The 15,515-nt window shown below is 66.5% G+C and carries 16 protein-coding genes; 8 read left to right on the top strand and 8 right to left on the bottom strand.

Annotation, left to right across the window (positions count from 1 at the left end; all coding sequences use genetic code 11):
* Window positions 1-2 precede the first annotated feature (2 nt).
* Genes G572_RS0119045 through G572_RS24730 form a run of 4 tightly spaced genes read right to left on the bottom strand, consistent with a single transcriptional unit; the run spans window position 3 to window position 4,861 of the window.
* Window positions 3-1,337, bottom strand: a complete 1,335-nt coding sequence (locus G572_RS0119045) for an SAM-dependent methyltransferase (RefSeq protein WP_037547466.1) — start codon at window positions 1,335-1,337, stop codon at window positions 3-5.
* Between the two features lie 55 nt (window positions 1,338-1,392).
* Window positions 1,393-2,001 (bottom strand): DUF1254 domain-containing protein, encoded by a 609-nt coding sequence (locus G572_RS0119040; RefSeq protein WP_208979158.1) that lies wholly within the window; start codon window positions 1,999-2,001, stop codon window positions 1,393-1,395.
* Entirely contained in the window at window positions 1,998-2,657 is a 660-nt protein-coding gene (locus G572_RS0119035) for a DUF1214 domain-containing protein (RefSeq protein WP_029059833.1), read from the bottom strand. The genes G572_RS0119040 and G572_RS0119035 overlap by 4 nt, the downstream gene beginning before the upstream one ends.
* On the bottom strand, window positions 2,654-4,861 hold the full coding sequence (locus G572_RS24730) for a transglycosylase domain-containing protein (protein ID WP_084650367.1): 2,208 nt from the start codon (window positions 4,859-4,861) through the stop codon (window positions 2,654-2,656). Before G572_RS24730 ends, G572_RS0119035 begins: the two co-directional genes overlap by 4 nt.
* A 120-nt stretch (window positions 4,862-4,981) precedes the next feature.
* Here G572_RS24730 and G572_RS24725 point away from each other — a divergent pair, with 120 nt between their 5' ends.
* On the top strand, window positions 4,982-5,584 hold the full coding sequence (locus G572_RS24725) for a YcgN family cysteine cluster protein (RefSeq protein ID WP_084650365.1): 603 nt from the start codon (window positions 4,982-4,984) through the stop codon (window positions 5,582-5,584).
* Window positions 5,585-6,604: 1,020 nt separating this feature from the next.
* Window positions 6,605-6,973: a hypothetical protein gene (locus tag G572_RS26340; RefSeq protein ID WP_156884736.1), complete on the top strand. Its 369-nt coding sequence runs from the start codon at window positions 6,605-6,607 to the stop codon at window positions 6,971-6,973.
* A gap of 320 nt (window positions 6,974-7,293) precedes the next feature.
* Here G572_RS26340 and pssA read toward each other — a convergent pair whose 3' ends face one another.
* Genes pssA through G572_RS26050 form a run of 4 tightly spaced genes read right to left on the bottom strand, consistent with a single transcriptional unit; the run spans window position 7,294 to window position 11,428 of the window.
* On the bottom strand, window positions 7,294-8,199 hold the full coding sequence (gene pssA, locus G572_RS0119020) for a CDP-diacylglycerol--serine O-phosphatidyltransferase (protein WP_029059832.1): 906 nt from the start codon (window positions 8,197-8,199) through the stop codon (window positions 7,294-7,296).
* Window positions 8,200-8,209: 10 nt separating this feature from the next.
* Entirely contained in the window at window positions 8,210-9,019 is an 810-nt protein-coding gene (locus G572_RS0119015; RefSeq protein WP_281168775.1) for a phosphatidylserine decarboxylase, read from the bottom strand.
* A gap of 19 nt (window positions 9,020-9,038) precedes the next feature.
* A complete protein-coding gene (locus G572_RS0119010) occupies window positions 9,039-11,000 on the bottom strand; it encodes an ABCB family ABC transporter ATP-binding protein/permease (RefSeq protein WP_029059830.1) in 1,962 nt (653 codons plus the stop codon).
* Window positions 10,997-11,428, bottom strand: coding sequence for an ArsR/SmtB family transcription factor (locus tag G572_RS26050; RefSeq protein ID WP_084650361.1), 432 nt, complete (start codon window positions 11,426-11,428; stop codon window positions 10,997-10,999). The genes G572_RS0119010 and G572_RS26050 overlap by 4 nt, the downstream gene beginning before the upstream one ends.
* Window positions 11,429-11,538: 110 nt before the next feature.
* Between G572_RS26050 and G572_RS0119000 the strand changes: the two genes are divergently transcribed.
* From G572_RS0119000 to G572_RS24710, 6 genes are all read left to right on the top strand, one after another.
* Window positions 11,539-12,120, top strand: a complete 582-nt coding sequence (locus G572_RS0119000; protein WP_029059829.1) for a helix-turn-helix domain-containing protein — start codon at window positions 11,539-11,541, stop codon at window positions 12,118-12,120.
* The gene (locus tag G572_RS0118995; protein ID WP_084650358.1) at window positions 12,008-13,339 is read left to right on the top strand and encodes a DNA-packaging protein; all 1,332 of its coding nucleotides are present in this window, start codon (window positions 12,008-12,010) and stop codon (window positions 13,337-13,339) included. The genes G572_RS0119000 and G572_RS0118995 overlap by 113 nt, the downstream gene beginning before the upstream one ends.
* Window positions 13,340-13,435: 96 nt before the next feature.
* Window positions 13,436-14,647 carry a phage portal protein gene (locus G572_RS24715; RefSeq protein ID WP_084650356.1) on the top strand — a complete coding sequence of 404 codons (1,212 nt, stop codon included), beginning with the start codon at window positions 13,436-13,438 and terminating at the stop codon, window positions 14,645-14,647.
* A complete protein-coding gene (locus tag G572_RS0118985; protein ID WP_029059827.1) occupies window positions 14,647-14,838 on the top strand; it encodes a hypothetical protein in 192 nt (63 codons plus the stop codon). The genes G572_RS24715 and G572_RS0118985 overlap by 1 nt, the downstream gene beginning before the upstream one ends.
* Before the next feature lie 50 nt (window positions 14,839-14,888).
* Window positions 14,889-15,038 (top strand): hypothetical protein, encoded by a 150-nt coding sequence (locus tag G572_RS26335; protein WP_156884734.1) that lies wholly within the window; start codon window positions 14,889-14,891, stop codon window positions 15,036-15,038.
* The gene (locus tag G572_RS24710) at window positions 15,035-15,511 is read left to right on the top strand and encodes an HK97 family phage prohead protease (protein ID WP_051242749.1); all 477 of its coding nucleotides are present in this window, start codon (window positions 15,035-15,037) and stop codon (window positions 15,509-15,511) included. The genes G572_RS26335 and G572_RS24710 overlap by 4 nt, the downstream gene beginning before the upstream one ends.
* Window positions 15,512-15,515 lie beyond the last annotated feature (4 nt).

Below are 15,515 nucleotides of genomic sequence, written 5' to 3'. Positions count from 1 at the left end.
CGTCAGCGGTAGAGGTCGGCCCGCGTCAGCGGAATGGCGGGCGTGCCCTTGGCCGACTTGCCGCAGAGTGTCTGGTAGATGCGCGCCGATCCGCGATGAAAGGTCAGCGCGCAGCCGCCGAGATAGGCGACCCAGAGCCGGTAGAGCTCCGGACCGGCCAGCGCCTCGGCCTCCGCGCGGCGCGCTGTCAGCCGCTCGCACCACACCTGCGTCGTGCGCTCGTAGTGCTGGCGCCAGTTTTCCACGTCCTGCACCTCGAAGCCGGCGCGTTCCATCTCCGCGACCGTATGGCCGATGTCGTCCAGCTCGCCGCCGGGGAAGATGTATTTCTGCAGCGCGCGCTGTTCGGGCCGCTTGATCAGCCGGTGACGGCGCTTCTTGGCACGCCGCGAGATCGCGTGGTTGAGGAACAGGCCGCCCGGCGCAAGCAGCCGCTGGACGGTAGAGAAATAGGCCGGGATGTTGTCGAGGCCGATGTGTTCGTACATGCCGACCGACACGATCTTGTCGAAACTGCCGGTCAGGTCGCGGTAGTCCTTGAGCTCGAAGGTGACCCGGTCGGCGATGCCGAGGGCTTCCGCCTTGGCGCGCGCATAGGCCAGCTGCTCTTCCGACAGCGTCACGCCATGGCCGATGACGCCGTGGTGGCGCACCGCATGGCACAACAACCCGCCCCAGCCGAAGCCGATGTCGAGCAGCCGCTCGCCCGGCTTCAGCCGCAGCTTGCGGCAGGTGACCTCGAGCTTGGTTTGTTGCGCCTCTTCCAGCGTCGCATCCTCGCCTGGAAAACACGCGCAGGAATACTGCATCTCGGGATCGAGGAAGAGCTTGTAGAAATCGTTGCCGACGTCGTAGTGGAAACCGATGAAGCGCTTGTTGTCGCCGGCGCCCTTGCGCGCGCGTCCGTCCGCGTCGCCGGAAAAGCCGCGGGTCGCGTCGGGCGAGATCGCCGGCGCGGTCGCGAGCGGCCAGGCGGCCTTCGCCAGCGCCATCTTGCCGACCTTGCGCATGCGCCGGCGCGCGGCGCGGTCCACGGCGAACGGCCGGCCGATGTCGATGATCGTGCCGCCGGAAATGTCGATATGGCCGTGGGCATAATGGCGGATCAGCCGGTCGAGCGACGGGCGGCGGATGAGCGAGGGCAAGACGCCCGGCTCGTTGATCTCCAGCATCAGGCCCGGCACGACGTTTTCGCCCAGCGGCTCGACGGATCCGTCCCACAGGCGCACGGAGAAATGCGCCGCCATATGCGGGCGCAAAACCGCGATCGCCTTGCGGGTCGCGGCCAGTGTGCGGGCATCGCGCGGGGTCGTTTCGGGGGCGCCGCTTTCGGTCATGCGGTTTTCTTTCGGTCGGAGGAAATGTCTGGAAACGGGGCGGGGGTGGCGGCGGTCATTCCTGGTCGAGGGTGCGGCAACTGGCCTCGGCGAGCGCGGCTTCCTTGATATCGCGCCGCATCGGATCGCCATCGAAGGAGCGCAGCAGGGCATACCCCAACGTTTCGGCGGTTTCGATCACGATCAGATCCTCCAGTCCGGGCGGCGGGTCCTCGCGCAACACGCTCAATTGTTCCGTGGTGATCACCAAAACGTCGAGCATGCCGTCGTTGCCCGATGTGCGGTCGTTCAGCGAGTAGATCGCCTCGCCGCGGGCGTTGAACAGCGCGAACGACCAGAACGGCGGCGGCAAGGCGGCGGCAATCTTCAGCGGGCCGTCGTCGAGATCGAAGCGGCAGGCGGCATGCAGCATCATCGGATCGAGCATGGGAAGCGGCTCCGCACCCGGCCGGCTGTCCGGCAACCGGTTGAAGACGCCGTCCGGCCCGAAGGCGGCGGCCCTGGCATAGGCGGTCACCGGCACGAAATGCGGCACGCTCATGACCACCGCGACATGGATGATGCCGCCGAGAAACAGGCCCGCCAGCACGAGCGCGAAACCGCGCGCCACGTCAAGCCGCTCGATCCCGCGAAGCCTTTTCATCATCGACCCGGGCGCGCTCACCGGCAGTCTCCCCGTGTGATTTCGGGCATTGGCACGTTGGCGACACCCGTGCCGGTCGTCAGCGGCGTGTCGTAGAGGCGCAGCGCCAGCACGAGGCCATCGGCATCGCGCGCGCTCGGCAGCCAGTTTCCCGCGCGCGCCCGCGCCGCGACATGCACGGCAAAGGAGCCGTCGGGGCGCCTCAGGACCTGGCGGCTGTGCAGGCCGGAGCGCTCCGCGCCGGTGTCGCTCAGCCTGAGGCCGGCATCGAGGGCGGTGAGGGTCCAAAGCCGCGCCGGCGCGGCCTGGCCTTCCAGCAGGTAATCGCAGGCGGGCGACAGCGTGGCACCGGCCGAGTCGCTGCGGGCGAGGAAGATCAGTCCCTCGCCGGACGCGAGCGGCACGCGCCCGGTGCGGGCATGGGTGGCGGCGGAATAGGGATCCGCCTCGGTGGTTCCTTGCAAGGGGCGGGCCTGCCACACGCCAAGCTCCAGCGTGTCGAAGGCCGGGGCGTTGTCGACTGCGAGATAGGCGCTGCCGAGCCCGGTGACGAGGCCGATGGCGAGGATGACCGCCAGCGAGAGCCACATGTGTCCACGCCGATGCCGGAGGATCGCGGGCACGCGATCGGGAGCCAGCCCGTCGGTCTCGGGATTTCTGTCGAAGGCAACGGTCACCGGGTGATGGACTCCACGCCGTCGCGCCCCGCGACCGGTCCCCCGGCGGGAAGGTCCGCGCGCTTGCCGATGGCGTCGAGACGCGCGCCGATCTCTTCAAGCACCGCGATTGACTGTTCGCGCAGCAGGCGGGGACGTGCGCCGCCCGCCTCGCCGCCGGCGATCTGCGCCTCGGCCGGCTGCGGCGGACGGTCGACGCCGGGCATCGGCTTCAACTCGATGCCCTTGTGGGCGTATTCCATGATCGCCTTCCAGGTCATGGCCGGCAGGCTGCCGCCGGTCATGCGCGCGGTGGTGCTGAAATCGTCGTTGCCGAACCAGACGGCTGCCGCGTAATTGCCGGTGTAGCCGACGAACCACGCATCGCGATAGGCCTGGGTTGTGCCGGTCTTGCCGGCGGCGGTGACGCCGGGGACCTGTGCGCGCCGGCCGGTGCCGGCTTCCACCACATTGACCAGCACGTCGTTCATCTCCGCGGCCTTTTCCGGCGGAAACACGCGCTCGGGCGCGCGCCGGTGGCGGCTGAGTTCATAGACCGTCTCGCCGGTGGAATTCTTCACCTCCAGGATCGGCGTCGGCACCACCTTGAGCCCGCCGCTGGCAAACGACCCATAGGCCGCGCTCATGTCCAGCACGGTAACCTCGGCGACGCCGAGCGGCAGCGCGCGGGTGATCTTCAATTCGGTGCTGATGCCCATCGCATGGGCGTTTTCCACGATCTTGTCGCGCCCGAGCGCCTGCGACAGGCGCACCGGGATCGTGTTGATCGATTTCGTCAGCGCCAGTTTCAGCGTGACCGGACCCCGGTAGCTGCGCCCGTAGTTGCGCGGGCTCCAGCCGCCGATGTTGATCGGCGCGTCCGGCACCACGGAACGCGGCGAATAGCCGTTCATGAAGGCGGTGATATAGACGAAGGGCTTGAACGAGGACCCTGGCTGGCGCAGCGCGTCGACCGCGCGGTTGAACTGGCTGGCGCCATAATCCTTGCCGCCGACCATGGCGCGCACGGCACCGGTCTCCGGCACGACGACGGTGACGGCGCCTTCCTCGACCCGGTAGCGCTGCCCGTGCTGGCGCAATGTATCGAGGATCGCGCGCTCCGCCTGGCGCTGCAGGCCCGGATCGAGCGAGGTGCGCACCGTCAGGATGCGGTCGTTGGCGAGTGCGGGATATTCGCGCGCCAGCTCCTTGAGTCGGTCGAAGGCATAATCGAGGAAATGGTCGGGCGAGCGGTCGCGGCTGCGGTCGACGGCAACCGCCGGATTGCGTCTCGCGCCGATCACCTGGCCTTCGGTCATGAAGCCGGCCTGCACCATGTTGGTCAGCACCTCGTTGGCGCGCGCGCGCGCCGCCGGCAGGTTGATGTGCGGGGCGTATTTGCTCGGCGCCTTGAACAGGCCGGCAAGCATCGCGGCTTCCGCAAGGCTCAGCTCGCGCACGTTCTTGGCAAAATAGAACTCCGACGCCGCCGCAACGCCGAAGGTGCCGCCGCCCATGTAGGCACGGTCGAGGTAGAGTTTGAGGATCTCGCGCTTGGAGAGGTTCATCTCCAGCCACAGCGCCAGGAAGGCCTCGTTGATCTTGCGCTCCAGCGTGCGCTCGTTGGTCAGGAACAGGTTTTTGGCAAGCTGCTGGGTCAGCGAGGAGCCACCCTGGACGACGGTGCGCGCGCGCACGTTTTCCATCATGGCGCGGAAGGTGCCGACGACATCGATGCCGAAATGGTGAAAGAAGCGCCGGTCCTCGGTCGCGAGCGCCGCCTTGATCATGTGGTCGGGGATTTCCTCCAGCGGCACGGTGTCGTTGAGCAGGATGCCGCGATGGCCGATTTCGTTGCCGAAGCGGTCGAGGAAGGTGACGGAAAAATCCTCCGTCGTGCGCCAGTCGGCGCGTGCGGTCTTGTCGATGGCGTCCTGCGCCAGCGCCAGCATGACGATGAGCCCGAGAAGCCCGAAGGTGACGCCGTCGGAGGCAAGCTCGGCCGCCACCCGCGCCGGCCCGCGCGCGCGAAACCGCCGCAGCCAGGCGGAATAGCCCTCGAGACCGTGACGCAGGCTGGAGGTAAGCCGCCACAGCGCGGTGTCGACCCAGGCGTCGGCGGACAGAAGCCCGGCCTTCAGGCGTCCGCCTTTCGGCGGAGTCCCGACCGGGGTTTTCGGTGGTTCCGGCGTCGTGCCGTCGGGGGGAGCTGATCCCTTGTTCACCTTGTCCGTCCGTTCTGCTATGGCGGTCGAGTTTGACGCCGCCGCATGCGCGTGCCCCGCGCGACCTGTTGTACTCCCGATCCGGCCGGCGTTTCAAGAAAGGTGAGGGAAGGACAGCCAATGACCGCGCGCGATACCGGCGCAAAGACCCCCGATGCCGGGGCAACGGATGCACGGCATCCTGCCGCAACGGCAGGTGGCGCCGATCCTGCGCGGGCCGAGGATGCGGCGTCCCGCGTCGCCGGTCCGGGCAAATCCGAGCCGTTCTGGCGCGCCAAGTCGCTCGCCGAGATGAGCGATACGGAATGGGAATCCCTGTGCGACGGCTGCGGCCGCTGCTGCCTCAACAAGCTGGAGGACTGGGACACCGGCGAGGTGGTGTGGACCTCGCTCTCCTGCACCCTGCTGGATCAGCAGAGCTGCCGCTGCGGCGACTATCACAATCGCCTGGAAAAAGTGCCGGACTGTCTGCCGCTCACACCGGAGACCGTGCCGCAGCTCACCTGGCTGCCGCCCACCTGCGGCTACCGGCTGGTCGCGGAGGGGCACGACCTCTACTGGTGGCACCCGCTCGTCTCCGGCGACCCGGAAACGGTCCACGCCGCCGGCATCTCCGTACGCGGCCGCACCTTCCCCGAAGACGGTATCGAGCTGGAAGACTACGAGAACTTCGTCGTCGACTGGCCGGGGGAGGGACCGGAGGATGGGCCGGAGGAGAGATGATGCCGCTCGGGCGTCGCCGTTTGCCTCCGCCGTCATCCCCGACTTGATCGGGGATCCATTGGCACCCTCAGCGCGATTGGCGGTCGAGATGGTGGCGAAGTCTGGCAACCCTTCAGGCGTTTCAGCCCTGCGGTGACGTGGAATGGATCCCCGATCAAGTCGGGGATGACGTCCGTGTGTGGGGCGAAGGTCCTGGCCGGCGCGAAGCATGCTGAACACTGCCTTCGCATGGTCCGTGGCAAACGCCTTGCCTATCGGCGGACTGCCGAAAGTACGTACGTCTGAGCAGAAGGCGCGCAAGTTTAAAAGCATAGGAAGCGTATTGAATGATTGACTCACTACGCTTTTTGCGTGTGCAATTCCTCGGCATTAGTTGGGAGGAATGTTATGGACGCAGATCTTAGAAGACGGCTCGCTGATAATCAGCAAAGATTGCATGAACGAGCGCGTGCACTATCACACCCAAACCAAGATGCCGATATGGCTACGATAATGACATCTCAAGCGTTATGCCTAGAGGGACTTCGGTCACTTGCTGATGATGTCGCCGCTTTAAGAGATCGCTTAGACCGCGAATAGTTTCTTGAAGCTGGTCGACCGCTTTCAAACGATGCTCAGGCGGCCAAGCTTCAATCGCTTCAAGCTACTTATCCAGGGCGCCTATATCGCTTATTATGAATAAAAATCCGGTGCCTTTTTGGGCCTTGCTCGCGTTTGGGCTTAACTATCTGATCAGGCGGCGTCTTGAGCATTTGCTTTAGAATCTCGTCGCCTTTTTCTTGATCTTGATTTTTATCGGTGTCTGCCATGTGTGAAACTAACGAAAATGATAGGCGTTTTGGGCGGTCTGACGAAGTTTACGCGGTTGGTGCTGTGATAATCGCATGGAATCTATGTGAAGGCGTGCTCGCCCAAATTTTGCAGCGAATAATAAAAGTCGAACACCAAACTGCACAACGTATTTTCAGCTTACTAGGCAATCGCTCCCGGACAGATCTTCTCCGACTAGAAGGTAGGCGGATGTTGTCGACAGAAGAATTTGATTGTCTCGATGCGTACCTAGCTGCTTTCAACGTCTGTCTAGAAAACCGGAATCTTATAGCGCACAGCCAGATTAACATGAACGATGTTGATGGAGGAATCTCTTTGACCAAATCCTCCAAGAAAGACCATCTGTCTTTGAATCGATATCATGTTCCAACCGACGATATGATGGAGGTGGCGCGCACAATGGATGACCTCAAAAACAATGGTTTTGCTCTGTCTCTGGCAATTTGGGCAGGACCTAAGAGGTTACTCTCTCTTGGCGGGCAGAAACTCTTACCCGTGCCATTGCCAAGTAGATTTCCCTTGCCGCGTAAGCTGAACCCGCTTCCTCGCAAAGATTAGTTGATCGTTGATCGCTCATCCCTCGCCTCGATCATCTCAGGTGCGATCTTATATTCCCTAGCCCTTCCAGAATTTGCCTGTCGCGAAGCGGCTCCGCATTCGCACCTTGGCACGTCACGAATAGAACTAGGAAAAAATTCCTTGACAGCGCAACGCTGATCGGGTAGGGTTCAGGCATGGTCGAACTGGTGCGGCCGGCGGGGAGCCGGCGCAGCGTTCGGCCTTTTTGATTCAAGCTGTTGGATGCAGCCTGCTTCCGGAGCCGCCCGACTGTTCGGGTGGGGCGCGACGGTCGAGGGCGAGGGACGGCAGTTGGCCGGTCAGCCGGTGTCGCCCTTGTCGCGGTCGCCGAGGTGGTCGAGGTCGGTGTCGGCCTCGTCTCCGTCGTCATTGGCGCTTGTGTCGTCGGCCGCCGCACCCGGGATCTGGCCGGAGGTGTATTTTTGATGCCAGCGCCAGGCGACCGGGATCGACACCAGATAGGCGGCGGCCCCCAGGGCGAGCATCTCGAACGGATAGCTGACCAGAAGTGCTACGAACAAAACGGCGGCGACGAAGAGCGGCAGCACGAGGTCGCGGCGAATGCGTGAGCCGAGCTTCTTGCCGGAAAATGTCGGCAGTCGCGAGACCATCAAGAGCGCGATGATCACGACATAGACGGCGACCACCGGCGCAAGCTCCGGCCAGTGCGGCAGGATGCCGACGAATTCCAGATAGACCGGAAACAGCACGGCGAGCGCGCCGGCGGGCGCGGGCACGCCGGTGAAGAAGTTCACGGCCCAGGCGGGCTTGTCGGGATCGTCGATGGAGACGTTGAAGCGCGCCAGCCGGAGTGCGGCGGAAATCGAGAAGACAAGGGCCGCGATCCAGCCGATGGAGCGCACCTCGTCGAGCAGCCAGGAATAGAGGATGAGCGCGGGCGCGACGCCGAAATTGACGAAATCGGCCAGTGAATCCAGCTCCGCGCCGAACTTCGACGTGCCCTTCACAAGTCGTGCGACGCGCCCGTCGAGCGCATCGAGCACGGCGGCCAGCACGATGGCGCCGATGGCGAAGTCCCAGCGGGTTTCCAGCGCCATGCGAATGGCGGTGAGGCCGGAACACAGCGCCAGCAGGGTGACGAGATTGGGCAGGATCAGGCGCAGCGGCACCCGGCGAAACCGGGGCGCGCGGCCCCGCCGGCGGCGGGTGGGACCCGGATCATAGGGTGCAAAGGGTGCGGACATGAAACCTCGCTCAGCTCACGCGCGCCAGAACGGCGTCGCGCGTCTCGGCGGAAAGATCGGCGATCACCGTCTCGCCGCCGATCATGGTCTGGCCGACGGCCACGGTGACGCGTGTGTCGAGCGGCAGATAGACATCGAGGCGCGAGCCGAAGCGGATCAGGCCGAAGCGCTCGCCGGCGCCGATGTTCTCGTTCTCGCGCACGAAGCAGACGATGCGCCGCGCAACGAGGCCGGCGATCTGGATGACGCCGATGCGCGTCTCGCCGCTTTCGATGACGAGGCCGTTGCGCTCGTTGTCCGCGCTGGCCTTGTCGGATTCCGCGTTGAGGAAGGAGCCGGCGCGATAGGCGATGCGGGTGACGCGGCCGCCCATCGGTGCGCGGTTCACATGGCAGTTGAACACATTCATGAAGATGCAGACCCGCATCATCGGCTCGCCGGAGAGCTCCAGCTCCGGGGGCGGCACGGCCTGCCCGATCTGGCACACGGTGCCGTCGGCGGGCGAGACGACGAGATCGTCGTCGATCGGCGTGACGCGCGCCGGATCGCGGAAGAAATAGGCGACCCAGGCGGTCAGGATAAGGCCGATCCAGAACAGCGGGTCGACGAACCAGCCGACGAGCACCGTCGCGGCACCGGCAATGGCGATAAACGGCCAGCCTTCGCGATGGATGGGCACGAGCGTCTTGGTGATCGTATCGGTAAGCGACATCGGTGGTTCCGTGCGTTGGGGCCTTGCCGGATGCCCGAAAAGGCGGGGCGTCCGGGCACTGCCGTGCGGTCGTGCGCCCCTTTTGCACCGGAGCGGGCGCGAGATCAATCCGTGAGCATGATTGCGCCTATTGCGCCGGCTCTTCCTCGCCGGCGCGCGGGCCGCGCACGATGAAGCCCGGATCGTCCCGTGTCGCGGCGCGCAGCCGTTCCTCCGCCTCAGACGCCTCCTGCTGGCGCGCCCACATGGAGGCGTAAAGACCGTTTGCCGCGAGAAGGTCGGGATGGCGGCCGCGTTCCACGATGCGGCCCTTTTCCAGCACGAGGATCTCCTCGGCGTTGACCACGGTCGACAGCCGGTGGGCAATGACCACGGTCGTGCGGTTCTTCGATACCTGATCGAGGGCCGCCTGGATCTCGCGCTCGGTGTGGGTGTCGAGCGCGGAGGTCGCCTCGTCGAGGATCAGGATCGGCGGCGCCTTGAGGATGGTGCGCGCGATCGCCACGCGCTGCTTTTCGCCGCCGGAGAGTTTCAGTCCGCGCTCGCCCACTTCTGTGGCGAAGCCCTGTGGCAGGCTTTCGATGAAGTCGGCGATCTGCGCCATGCGCGCGGCCTCGCGCACCTCGTCGTCGGTGGCGTCGTTGCGACCGTAGCGGATGTTGTAGGCGACCGTGTCGTTGAAGAGCACCGTGTCCTGCGGGACCATGCCGGTCGCGCCGCGCAGGGAGGCCTGCGTCACGTCGCGCAGATCCTGCCCGTCGATGGTGATGCGTCCGCCGGTGATGTCGTAGAAACGGAACAGAAGCCGGGAGACGGTGGACTTGCCGGCACCCGACGGACCGACGATGGCAACGGTCTTGCCGGCCGGCACCTCGAAGGAGATGCCCTGCAGGATCGGGCGGTCGGCATCGTAGTGAAAGCGAACGTCTTCGAAGCGGACGGTGCCGCCGTCGACCTGAAGCGGCTTTGCGTCCGGCTTGTCGGTGATTTCCGCCGGCTCGCCGAGGAGCGCGAACATCGCTTCCAGGTCGGTCAGCCCCTGGCGGATCTCGCGGTAGAGAAAGCCGATGAAGTTGAGCGGGATCGACAGTTGCAGCAGGAGCGCGTTGATCATGACGAAATCGCCGATGGTCTGCGTTCCGGCCATCACGGCGCGCGCCGACATCACCATGCAGATCGCCGTGCCGACGCCGAGCACGACGGCCTGACCGAAGTTGAGCCATGCAAGCGAGGTCCAGGTGCGGGTCGCGGCGCGCTCGTAGCCTTCCATCGAGCGGTCGAAGCGGTCGGCCTCCCAAGCCTCGTTGCCGAAGTATTTGACGGTCTCGAAGTTGAGCAGGCTGTCGACGGCCTTGGAGTTGGCGTCGGTGTCGCTGGCGTTCATGTCGCGGCGGATGGCGATGCGCCAGTTGGAGGTCTGCACCGTAAACCAGGTGTAGGCGACGATCATGCCCGCGACCACGACCACATAGGCGAAGCCGAACTGGTACCAGATCACTCCCGCCATGATGGCGAATTCCATGATGGTGGGAATGCCGTTGAGAATGGTGAAGCGCACGATGTTCTCGATGCCCTTCACCCCGCGCTCGATCACGCGGGACAGGCCGCCGGTCTTGCGCTGCAGGTGAAAGCGCAGCGACAGCATGTGGAGGTGGCGGAAGGTGCGATAGGCGAGCTGGCGCACGGCATGCTGGCCGACGCGGGCAAACAGAGCGTCGCGCAGCTGGTTGAAGCCGACGAAGAGAATGCGCGCGCCGTTGTAGGCGATCACGAGCATCACCGGCGCGACGATCCACGCGGGAAGGCTGCCGACGGCAAGAGCGGTGTCGGCGGCGGCATCCGCCGCCTTGCCGGCCGTGCCTTCGCCGGTCAGCGCATCCGTCGCCCATTTGAAGAAATAAGGCGAAAACACCGTCACGATCTTGGCGATGACCAGCGCGATCACGGCGAGCCCGACGCGCGACTTCAGGTCCGGCCGGTCGGACGGCCAAATGTAGGGCCAGAGCTGGCCAAGCGTCTTGAGCGTCGAGGTCTCGTCCGCCGAAATGCGCGGAGTGGCGGCGGGAACGCCGGAGCGGCGGCTGGTCATTCAGGGTCCTTTCGCCGGCGCTCGGGCGCCATGCGGTCTTGTGTGTCTTGCGCTCGCGCCGGCGCCGGCGGTTGCCGGAAGGCGGCGAACAGGCCCTCGACGTCGGCGGCGAGGCGGGCAAGGGCCTGTGGTTCCAGATGATAGTGGCAGCAGCGCCCGTCGCCGCGCATGCCAACGAGGCCGGCGGCGCGCAACACGCCGAGGTGCTGCGAGACGGTCGATTGCGCCAGCGGCAGGCGTTTCACCAGATCCCCGCAACAGGCGGTCTCGCACGTCGCCAAGACTTGCAGGATCTCAAGCCTCGCGGAATGCGCAAGCGCCTTGAACGCATCGGGAAGGGCGACGTCGCCTTGCCCCGACGGAGCGGCCGGGACCGTGTTGCAGCAGGCGGTGTTTCGCGCGTCGGGACGGGGGGACGAACAGGTCAAGGAAGACTTTCATCGCAATTTGCCGATGAAGCGGTTCTAGGGCCTGTGCGTGCGCGAGGCAAGGGCGGCGGATAATGCGGCCCCGCGGGCCCGGACCAGAAGGAGACGGCATGGACGAGAAAACACCGCGCGCCGGCAAGGACACCCGCCGGCGGCGCGCGCGCAAGCGCCCCGTGCATCTGAGCGCGGACGGATGGCGCATCGCCCGCAGCCTTTATGAAAACGACGGCCTTGACTTCGATGCGATCGCCCGCCGCCTCGACGTCACGGCGGCGACGGTGACGCGCCATGCCCGCGAGGAGGGATGGCTGAGGGCGGCCTCGGTTCGCGACCTGATCGAGGCGGGCGACACGCCGGGCCTCGCCCGCATGGTCGCACGGCTTTCCAAGGCCTTCGAACACCAGATCTCGGCAATCGAGACCCAGTTTCGCGTTGCGGCCGGCGAGGGCGGCGCAACAGCCGACGGCGGCACGCTCGAGCGCAACGCCCGGACGCTTGGCAGCCTGGCAAAGACGCTGGATGTCCTGATCGAGCTGCGCTCCGGCGTTGCCTCGCTCGATCCCACCGGGGGAGATGAAGATGCACTCAGGCGAGAGCTTGCGGAGCGCCTTGATCGGCTGTGCCGAAGGGGGGCTGCTGCCGGCATTTCTGGCAAGGCTGGACCACCGGGAGCTGACGTTTCTGCGCCATGACTGGCGGCTGTGGGCGCATTCCCACCAGTGCCCGCCCGACGACGACTGGCGCTGCTGGTTGCTGATGGGCGGACGCGGCGCGGGCAAGACCCGCGCCGGCGCGGAATGGCTGCGCGCCTGTGTGCGGGACGCGGCAAACCGCCCGGATGCGGACGGGCTGCGGATCGCGCTCGTCGGCGAGACCCAGCTCGACGCCCGCGAGGTGATGGTGGAAGGGATTTCCGGTCTGCTCGGCGTGCACCCCGCCGCCGAGCGACCGCGCTGGCAATCCTCGCGCCGGCGACTGGAATGGCCCAATGGAGCGGTGGCCCAGGTGTTTTCCTCCGAAGACCCGGATGCGCTGCGCGGACCGCAGTTTCATCTTGCCTGGTGCGACGAACTCGCCAAATGGCGTCACGTCCAGGAAACCTGGGACATGCTGCAATTCGCGCTCAGGCTGGGAGACCGGCCGCGCCAGCTGGTGACGACGACACCGCGCCCGATCCCGCTGCTGAAGCGGCTGCTCGCCGATCCGGGCACGCGCGCGGTGACGGCGCCGACGGAGAGCAATGCCGCGCATCTGGCCGCCGGTTTCGTCGCCGCGATCCGGGCCCGCTATGGCGGCACCCGGCTCGCCCGTCAGGAACTCGACGGCGAGATGGTGGAAAGCCGCGATGGCGCGATGTGGAACCGCGACGCGCTGGAGGCGCTGCGGACCGATCGCATGCCGGCACTTGAGCGCATCGTTGTCGCGGTCGATCCGCCGGCAAGCTCGGGTGTCGCATCGGATGCCTGCGGCATCGTCGCCGCCGGGATCGACGGCGAGGGGATCGTTCATGTTCTGGCCGACCGGAGCATGGGGGCTGCCGCCCCTGCGCGCTGGGCAGGGGCGGCGGTGGCGCTGTGGCGCGACCTCGACGCCGACTGTCTGGTCGCCGAGGTCAACCAGGGCGGCGAGATGGTCACGGCCGTTATCGCCGGCGTGGATCCGGCCGTGCCGGTGCGGCCCGTGCGGGCCAGGCGGGGCAAGTGGCTGCGCGCCGAACCCGTCGCCATGCTCTACGAGCAGGGGCGCGTGCGTCATGTCGGCGCCTTCCCCGACCTGGAAGACGAGATGACGGATTTCACCCGCGACGGCCTGTCGAACGGACGCTCGCCGGACCGGCTCGACGCGCTTGTCTACGCGCTGCACGAACTGGCGCTGAAGGCCGGCGGGACGCCGCGCCTGCGCAGCATCTGAATCTCTTTCTCAAGGCGCTGGCCGCGCACTTCAAGTCGCGGAATCGGTTTCTCAAGACATTGCAAAAAAGGAAGGGCGATCATGGGGTTACGATCCATGTTTGAATCGGTTCTGCGCGTGCCGCAGGAACGAAAAGCCTCGCGCGCCGGACCGCTGCTGGCGTTTCACGGGGCCGGTCGTCCGGTGTGGACGCCGCGCGATTATGCAGCGCTTGCCCGCGAGGGCTATGCCCGAAACCCGGTGGTTCACCGGGCCGTCCGCATGATCGCGGAGGCGGCCGCGAGCGTGCCCTTCGTGCTCTATGACGGCGACCGCGAACTCGATCGCCACCCGGTGCTCGACCTGCTCGCCGCGCCGAACCAGATGGCGTCCGGCACCACCTTTCTGGAGGAGGTCTACGGTCACCTTCTGGTCGCCGGCAACGCCTATCTGGAAGGCGTTGCGGTGGAGGGCGCCCTGCGCGAGTTGCACGCGCTGCGTCCCGACCGGGTGAAGGTGGTGCTTGGACGCGATGGCTGGCCGGAGGCCTATGACTACACGGTCGCGGGGCGGACCGTGCGGCTGGCGGCGGACGGGCGCGACGGCGGGCCGTCGGTGCTGCATCTGAAGGTGTTTCACCCGCTCAACGACCACTACGGTTTCGCCCCCATCGAGGCGGCGCAGGTCAGCCTCGACCTGCACAATGCGGCCGGGGCCTGGAACAAGGCGCTGCTCGACAATGCGGCACGGCCCTCCGGTGCGCTTGTCTATGGCGGGCCGGACGCCTCCAACATGTCCGACGAACAGTTCGACCGGCTGAAGAAGGAGCTGGAGGAGGGCTATCAGGGGCCGACGAACGCCGGACGGCCGCTGTTGCTGGAAGGCGGTCTCGACTGGAAGCCGATGGGGCTGACCCCGCGCGACATGGATTTCATCGCCGCCAAGAACCAGGCGGCGCGTGAGATCGCACTCGCCTTCGGGGTGCCGCCGATGTTGCTCGCCATTCCCGGCGACAACACCTACTCGAATTTCCAGGAGGCCAACCGTGCCTTCTGGCGCCAGACGGTTCTGCCGCTGTCCTCGCGGGTCGGCGAGGCACTGGCGCGCTGGCTGTCGCCCGACCGGGCGCAACCGCTGCGGCTTTCGCCCGATCTCGACAAGGTGGAAGCGCTTTCCAGCGAACGCGCCGGCCTGTGGGCGCGGCTGGAGCAGGCGAGCTTCCTGACCGAAGCCGAAAAACGCGTCGCCGTCGGCTATGGGGCGGAAGCGCAGCCTGCGGCCCCGCCGCCGGTTGGCCCCGCGCCGGCGACTTCGCCGGATCCGACGTGATGGAGCCCGTCGTCGAGACCATTGCCGGCAAGGGCGATCTCGCCCATCTGGTGCTGCTCTTGTGGGCAAGCTCCGCCTCCAGCCTGCTGGTGTGGAGCTTGCGCGAGACGGTTCGCTCGCACCGGCGCTTCGACGACTTCGTCGAGGCGATTGCCCGCCTCAATCGCCTGTTCAGCGACTTCGACACCTGACGCCGCTGGCCAGGGCCAACAGGCGCATCCGCGCCGCAATGGAGAGATCCATGACAGTCCAGACTCTTGAGAGTGTGCGCATGCTGATGCGCGCGAACGACGCCCCGCATCCGGCTCACCGGGCGGTCTTCTCGCATTTCGCCGCGCGCCTGGCGGCGCTTTTGGCCCGGCGCGCCGGATCCGGCGCGCGGGCCGCGTGAGCGCCCGTACGCCCCTTGCGGGGGAAAGCGTGCCGGTCGCCGGCTATGCCAGCCTGTTCGCCACGCCCGACGATGCCCGCGATCTCGTCGTGCGCGGCGCCTTTCGCCGCTGCCTGACGGAGCGCGGGCCGCGGGGCATCCGTTTTCTCTGGCAGCACGATCCGGCGAAACCCATCGGCGTCTGGGACCGGGCCTTCGAGGACGCACGCGGCCTGCGCGTCGAGGGCCGGTTGCTGACCAGCACCACGGCAGGGGGGGAGGCAGCGCTTCTTCTTGCCGGTGGCGCGCTGGACGGTCTGTCCATCGGCTTTCGCACCCGCAGCGCCCGTCGCGATCCGCAGACCGGCGTCCGGCGCGTCTTCGACATCGATCTCTGGGAGGTGTCGCTCGTGACCTTCCCGCTGCATCCCGGCGCGCGTCTCGACGCGCCCGGCACCGCCGCCGTGTCGCCCTTGCGCGCGGTTCGCTCCTGACCGC

Source organism: Stappia stellulata DSM 5886, assembly GCF_000423705.1.
GTDB lineage: Bacteria > Pseudomonadota > Alphaproteobacteria > Rhizobiales > Stappiaceae > Stappia > Stappia stellulata.
Note: the sequence above shows the minus strand (reverse complement) of the source record. Positions and strands in the feature narration are given on the sequence as shown.

What these genes read in the sequence shown, in the direction of transcription:
- G572_RS24715 (WP_084650356.1), top strand. Translation starts at nt 13,436, where the DNA reads ATGTTTGAATCGGTTCTGCGCGTGCCGCAGGAACGAAAAGCCTCGCGC.
- pssA (WP_029059832.1), bottom strand. Translation starts at nt 8,199, where the DNA reads ATGTCCGCACCCTTTGCACCCTATGATCCGGGTCCCACCCGCCGCCGG.
- G572_RS24725 (WP_084650365.1), top strand. Translation starts at nt 4,982, where the DNA reads ATGACCGCGCGCGATACCGGCGCAAAGACCCCCGATGCCGGGGCAACG.
- G572_RS26340 (WP_156884736.1), top strand. Translation starts at nt 6,605, where the DNA reads ATGTTGTCGACAGAAGAATTTGATTGTCTCGATGCGTACCTAGCTGCT.
- G572_RS0118985 (WP_029059827.1), top strand. Translation starts at nt 14,647, where the DNA reads ATGGAGCCCGTCGTCGAGACCATTGCCGGCAAGGGCGATCTCGCCCAT.
- G572_RS0119010 (WP_029059830.1), bottom strand. Translation starts at nt 11,000, where the DNA reads ATGACCAGCCGCCGCTCCGGCGTTCCCGCCGCCACTCCGCGCATTTCG.
- G572_RS0119045 (WP_037547466.1), bottom strand. Translation starts at nt 1,337, where the DNA reads ATGACCGAAAGCGGCGCCCCCGAAACGACCCCGCGCGATGCCCGCACA.
- G572_RS0118995 (WP_084650358.1), top strand. Translation starts at nt 12,008, where the DNA reads ATGCACTCAGGCGAGAGCTTGCGGAGCGCCTTGATCGGCTGTGCCGAA.
- G572_RS26335 (WP_156884734.1), top strand. Translation starts at nt 14,889, where the DNA reads ATGACAGTCCAGACTCTTGAGAGTGTGCGCATGCTGATGCGCGCGAAC.
- G572_RS0119000 (WP_029059829.1), top strand. Translation starts at nt 11,539, where the DNA reads ATGGACGAGAAAACACCGCGCGCCGGCAAGGACACCCGCCGGCGGCGC.